The organism is Candidatus Nanopusillus massiliensis (assembly GCF_920984865.1).
Genome location: NZ_OV100765.1, coordinates 586348 through 586839, shown reverse-complemented (window position 1 = coordinate 586839; position 492 = coordinate 586348). Strand labels below are relative to the sequence as shown.

Sequence of the window (492 nt, the reverse complement as noted above, 5' to 3'; positions counted from 1 at the left end):
ATCAAATCCCAATTTATTTTATTATATTTAGTTTTAATATTATTTATTACATTATTTTTTATTTCAAATTTACAAAATAATTTCTATTATCAACCAAATATTGGTAAATATATTGCAGAAGATTTTTATGTTAAATTATTATTATATCCAAATTATTCTTCTACTANNNNTCAAACATATTACAANNNNTGTTTAGAAGAGAATATGATATGTTATGATAATGGAACAAATATAATAGTTATAANNNAAAATTCTGAATATATATTAAATAATCCATAGCCCCCGTCGTCTAGTCAGGTCCAGGATACGGGGTCCTCATCCCCGAGACCCGGGTTCAAATCCCGGTGGGGGCACTTGAAGAATATTTTCAATTATTTTTTGAAATAATAAATTTTCATTAAAATATTGTTAAATTAAAAATTATTATCTTTTTTATAAAATATAAATGAAGAAAAAACTTTACTGACCAGCCCAAACATATTTTCCTCCTTG

1 tRNA gene is annotated in these 492 nt (G+C 24.3%); it reads left to right on the top strand.

From position 1 onward, the window contains the following. Nucleotides 1-278: 278 nt before the first annotated feature. A tRNA-Glu gene (locus LUA84_RS03770) sits at nucleotides 279-353 on the top strand. Nucleotides 354-492 lie beyond the last annotated feature (139 nt).